Raw genomic sequence first — 4,751 nt, 5'->3', positions numbered from 1 at the left:
AGGACCTCCTCCGGTAAGGTGCCATTCTTCGGTAATGTAACCTTAATCCAGCTTACGGTATCATCTTTTCCCAGCCAGCGCATGTATCGTCTTAGAATTACCTTAAGGTCGTGCTTGGTCCATGCCTTGTAGTCGCTTCTCTCCAGCTTGGCAGCAAAGCGCTTTACATCCACCAAGCTAGCTTTTCTGAAAGGCTTGCCCAGAATCCTCTTTATGCTAGCCAGGCTTGCAAGGTATTTGTTCACCCTGGCAGCGCTGTATCCTTGGGCTGTTAGGTCGTTAATAAACCTCTCAATATCCTCCCTGTCCTCCGGGTATAGCTTAGCTAGGTAGCGCTCAAGAGTCCTGTTAAAAACAGCCTCTTGGTGGTATATATCTGCCTTGGCACCCATACTAAACACTCTCCTTCGCAGCTATTAAATGCCAAGGCATTTACAGTAAGGTCAGGCAAGCCGAGGGAGGGAATTGAACCCCCGAAAAGCGGATCTGCAGTCCGCCACGTTACCACTCCGTCACCTCGGCGCTAAGAATAATGCCTAAAAATAACAACCTCAATCTATAGCATTCCGCCAGCGCGCATTGCACGCCTTGCCTTTTCGGCTATCTCCTCAGGCACTCGCACTTCCGGTGCGAGGTCCTCGAGGCACCACAGCACCTTGGCGGCGTCGGTAATCTTGTGATTGCTGCAGCTTGCGCGCTCACTGGGGAAGTAGAACCGCTTTTCAGGAAACTCCTTCTCAAGGCGGTATTTCATCCCTATCTCGGTGGCGACTATGAACTCCTCGCTGGAGGAGGCTCTAACCCGCTCCACCATCTGCTGTGTATCAAGCACATGATCGGCGAGCGCAAGCACATCGCCCCTGCACTGGGGGTGAATAAGCACCTCCGCATTGGTGTGAGCCTCCTTAAGCTTAGACACCTCTCCCGGTAGAATACGCACATGGGGCGGGCAATAACCTTCTGCGATTATTAAATCTTTCCCGGTGGAGTTGCGGAGATAGCTCCCGACGTACTGGTCCGGCAGGAATATCGCCTTACCTTCAATCTTCCTAAGCAGGCGAAGTGCTTTGCTGTGGTTGCATATGTAGTCGCAGGCTGCATACTGCTCCGCCCTAGCCTTGATGTAGCCAACAACCTTTGCTTCGGGTGAGCGCTCTTTAATGCCTGCAATCTGCTCCACACTCACCATGGCCACCATTGGACAGCGCGCCTCAGCGCTGGGGATGAGCACCCTCTTGTCAGGGTTTAAAATTGCGATGAGCTCAGCCATGAAGTCGATGCCACAGGCGACAACAACACTGGCGTCGCTTTGCCTTGCAAAAAGGGCGCACTCCAGCTTGTTCCCCACGAAGTCTGCCAGGTCCTGAACCTCAGCTTGCTGAAAGTTGTGCGCCACTATTACTGCGTTGTGCTCCTCCTTGAGCTTCTCAATCCTGCGCTCCAGCTTAGCTATACGCCTGCCCCCTGTAGCTGGCAATGGCCTTCTTCAGGGCGTGCACACCAACCTCCTTGCAGCACCTGTTTATCTTAGGCAAACCCCCTGCGGCGCGCTCTATGTCAGCCAGGCTGAGATTCTCAGCTTCGGCAATGCTCCTGCCCTCGGCCAGGCCTGCGAGTATCTCGCTGCTCGCTATGGCGGCGGCACAGTTGTAGGCTTCGAAGCGCGCCTCCTTTATAACCTCGCCCTCCACCTTGATGTAGAAGTGCACCTCGTCATCGCAGAGCGGATGAGCCTCCTTTCCCACGCCGCTGGCATCGCTGAGCTTTCCCTCATGCTTTGCATCGCGAAGAATTCGCGCTACCTCCTCACCCCTGAGAGGCATCTTTACCCCCAGCCTTCCTCTTCCTGTAGTCCTCAATCGCCGCCTTCAGACCATCGCTGGCCAGGAGGGAGCAGTGCATCTTTATGGGCGGGAGCCCGCCCACGGCGTCGGCGACGTCCGCCTTGCTTATCTTTTCTGCCTCCTCCAGAGTCTTGCCCTTGGCAAGCTCAGTAACCATGCTGCTCGTGCCTATCGCAGCGGCGCACCCGAAGGTCTCAAACTTTATGTCCTCGATGACCTCCTTGCCGTTCTCGTTCTTCCCGACCTTGATGTAGATGTACATCACATCTCCGCATGCAGGGTTTCCCACCTTCCCCACGCCGTCGGGGTTCTCCATCCTCCCCATATTCCTGGGGTTCCTGAAGTGGTCTATCAGGGTCTCGCTATACATGCTTATGCTCGCCTCCTTTCCATTCGGTTCCCTCTACATAATCCTCAAAGCTGCCCTTGAAGGGCGAGATGTCGCGCAGGCGCTTCACAACACCCGGCAGCACATCAAGCAACTGCTGCACATCTTCGGGGGTGGTAAACCTCCCGAGTGTAATGCGCAGCGAACCATGCGCCTCGGCATGGCTCAACCCTATGGCTGTGAGCACATGACTCGGCTCCAGCGTAGGCGAGGAGCATGCGCTGCCTGTGCTGGCGCTTATTCCGGCGAAGTCCAGCTCCAGTATCAAACCCTCGCCCTCTATAAATGCAAAGCCGAAGTTTGCATTGTTCGGCAAACGCTGCGTGGGATGTCCATTCAGGCGTGTGCGCTCTATCTTCAGAACCTCGCGGATTATATCGTCGCGAAGCTTTACTAAGCGCTTAGCTTCAGAGCGCATCTCCTGTTTTGCTATCTCCGCTGCCCTGCCAAAGCCCACTATGCCGGGCACATTCTCTGTACCTGAGCGCAGCTTTCTCTCCTGCCCGCCACCGTGCATCAGAGCCTCGAGCCTCACCCCGCGGGCGACATAGAGGGCTCCCACGCCCTTGGGGCCGTACATCTTATGTGCCGACATTGCCAGCATGTCAACACCAAGCTCTTCCACGTCTATCTCAACTATGCCGTTGCTTATGCACGCATCGCTGAAGAGGGCTACGCCTCTATCCTGAGCCACCTCCGCAAGCTCCTTTATGGGCTCTATTGTACCTATCTCATTGTTTGCGTGGTTCACTATTGCTAGGATGGTGTCTCTTTTAATCGCCTCCTCCAGCGTCTCGGGTTTAACGATGCCGTACTCGTCAACATCCAGATAGGAAATCTCAAAGCCCCTCTGCGCAAGCCAGCGGCAGGCTTCGAGCACAGCGAAGTGCTCTATCTTAGAGACCACGAGGTGCTTCCCCTTACCTTTATTCTTAAGCGCAAAACCCTTGACCGCCAGGTTGCAGGCTTCAGTTCCGCCTGAGGTGAATATAATCTCCTGCGGCTGGGCATTGATAAGCTCCGCCACCTTGGCGCGGGCCTCCTCAACCGCTGCCTTTGCCTCCTGACCCACAGAATAAAAGCTCGTGGGGTTGCCGTACTTCTCTGTGAAGTAGGGCAACATCGCCTCTACCACGCGCCCATCTACGGGCGTCGTCGAGGCGTAATCGAGATAGGCTCTTCTCATTCTCACACCTTCCTCTTTATGTATGCCCTTATTATTCTGCCCTCGCGCTGGTGGCCGAGATATTCGTTCCCGGTTACCCTGCACCATGCAGGCAGGTCATCCAGTATGTCTTCGTCGTCTGCAACTATCTCCAGAACTTCACCAAGGGCAAGCTTTTGCAAAGCCTCGCCAGCTTTCGAGAGGGGCACAGGGCAGTGCATACCCACGCAATCCACGCTGAGCTTTGGCTTCATCTTCACCGCAGCCTATTTATAACCTCGCCTGCTTCCTCTGCAATGCGCCTGACCTCGGTCTCGTCCGTGGTTATTCCAAAGGAGAAGAGCAGGGCGCCGCGGATTAGCTCCTGGCCAAGCCTCATCGCAGCCAGAACATGACTCGCCTTTGCTGCCCGCGCCATGCACGGCGAACCCGTGGTTATGTAGATTCCCCGTGCGCTGAGCTCTGCTGCGACGGCCTCGCCCTCCACCCCGGGAACGCTGACATGCGCATACATGGGGTTGACCTCAGTGGGATGGCCATTTATCCTGGCGTCGCCTACCTCGCGGCGCAGCGCCTCTATAAAACTGTTCCTCAGCGCGTGCAGCTTCTCCAGGCGTTGCGGCATCTCCCGCTCCGCAAGCTGCGCCGCCTTTCCCATGCCCACTATTCCAGCGACATTCTCAGTACCAGCGCGGTATCCGCGCTCCTGTATGCCACCCTCTATCTGGGGCAGTAGCCTCACTCCCCTTGCTAGGTAAAGCGCGCCCACGCCCTTGGGGCCGTAGAAGCGGTGCGCCGAGAGGGTGTATATATCGACGCCCAGCTCATTCACCTTCGCGGGCACCATGCCAGCGGCGCTCACACCGTCGCAGTGGAAGGTTATCCCCCGCTCTTCGGCGATTTTTGCAACCTCTTTCACCGGCTGCAGTGTGCCCACCTCGTGGTTGGCATGCTGGACAGAGATTAAAATTGTGTCGTCGCGGATAGCGCTCTCAAGCTCCTCCAGGTTAACCCTGCCATGTTTATCCACACCCACCCGGGTAACCTGCACTCCCTCGCGCGCCAGGCTTTGAAGCGGGTGCATGATGGAGTAGTGCTCTACTGCCGACACAACAACGTGCCTCCCCCTGGGCTTGCTGGCCTGAACCACGCCCTTAATCGCCAGATTGTTCGCCTCAGTTCCGCCTGAGGTGAATACAATCTCCTCGCTCCTCGCACCCAGAAGCCGGGCAACATGCCCCCTCGCATCCTCCAGGGCGCGCTTCGCTTTGAGTGCAAAGTCGTGCAGATTGGAGGGATTCGCGTAGAGCTCATCGAAGTAGGGGAGCATCGCCTCCTTTACCTCGGGCAATAC

Annotated in this window: 7 protein-coding genes and 1 tRNA gene; all 8 read right to left on the bottom strand. The window is 56.4% G+C overall.

Annotation, left to right across the window (positions count from 1 at the left end; translation table 11 throughout):
* Positions 1-392: hypothetical protein (locus tag ACXJJW_RS11205; protein WP_456475834.1), on the bottom strand; the 392-nt coding region annotated here is incomplete at its 3' end.
* Positions 393-450: 58 nt separating this feature from the next.
* Positions 451-522: transfer RNA gene (locus tag ACXJJW_RS11200), tRNA-Cys, on the bottom strand.
* Positions 523-556: 34 nt separating this feature from the next.
* Positions 557-1,477 carry a quinolinate synthase NadA gene (nadA, locus tag ACXJJW_RS11195; RefSeq protein WP_456475833.1) on the bottom strand — a complete coding sequence of 307 codons (921 nt, stop codon included), beginning with the start codon at positions 1,475-1,477 and terminating at the stop codon, positions 557-559.
* On the bottom strand, positions 1,446-1,823 hold the full coding sequence (locus ACXJJW_RS11190; protein WP_456475832.1) for an iron-sulfur cluster assembly scaffold protein: 378 nt from the start codon (positions 1,821-1,823) through the stop codon (positions 1,446-1,448). The genes nadA and ACXJJW_RS11190 overlap by 32 nt, the downstream gene beginning before the upstream one ends.
* Positions 1,807-2,214, bottom strand: a complete 408-nt coding sequence (locus tag ACXJJW_RS11185) for an iron-sulfur cluster assembly scaffold protein (RefSeq protein ID WP_456475831.1) — start codon at positions 2,212-2,214, stop codon at positions 1,807-1,809. The genes ACXJJW_RS11190 and ACXJJW_RS11185 overlap by 17 nt, the downstream gene beginning before the upstream one ends.
* Positions 2,207-3,418 carry a cysteine desulfurase family protein gene (locus ACXJJW_RS11180; protein ID WP_456475830.1) on the bottom strand — a complete coding sequence of 404 codons (1,212 nt, stop codon included), beginning with the start codon at positions 3,416-3,418 and terminating at the stop codon, positions 2,207-2,209. Before ACXJJW_RS11180 ends, ACXJJW_RS11185 begins: the two co-directional genes overlap by 8 nt.
* Positions 3,419-3,420: 2 nt before the next feature.
* On the bottom strand, positions 3,421-3,651 hold the full coding sequence (locus ACXJJW_RS11175) for a sulfurtransferase TusA family protein (RefSeq protein WP_456475835.1): 231 nt from the start codon (positions 3,649-3,651) through the stop codon (positions 3,421-3,423).
* A gap of 2 nt (positions 3,652-3,653) precedes the next feature.
* Positions 3,654-4,751: cysteine desulfurase family protein (locus ACXJJW_RS11170; protein WP_456475829.1), on the bottom strand; the 1,098-nt coding region annotated here is incomplete at its 5' end.

The organism is Candidatus Pyrohabitans sp. (genome assembly GCF_054014795.1).
Note: the sequence above shows the minus strand (reverse complement) of the source record. Positions and strands in the feature narration are given on the sequence as shown.

Coding starts and splice junctions, on each gene's coding strand:
- ACXJJW_RS11175 (WP_456475835.1), bottom strand. CDS start 3,651: ATGAAGCCAAAGCTCAGCGTGGATTGCGTGGGTATGCACTGCCCTGTG.
- ACXJJW_RS11190 (WP_456475832.1), bottom strand. CDS start 1,823: ATGCCTCTCAGGGGTGAGGAGGTAGCGCGAATTCTTCGCGATGCAAAG.
- ACXJJW_RS11180 (WP_456475830.1), bottom strand. CDS start 3,418: ATGAGAAGAGCCTATCTCGATTACGCCTCGACGACGCCCGTAGATGGG.
- ACXJJW_RS11185 (WP_456475831.1), bottom strand. CDS start 2,214: ATGTATAGCGAGACCCTGATAGACCACTTCAGGAACCCCAGGAATATG.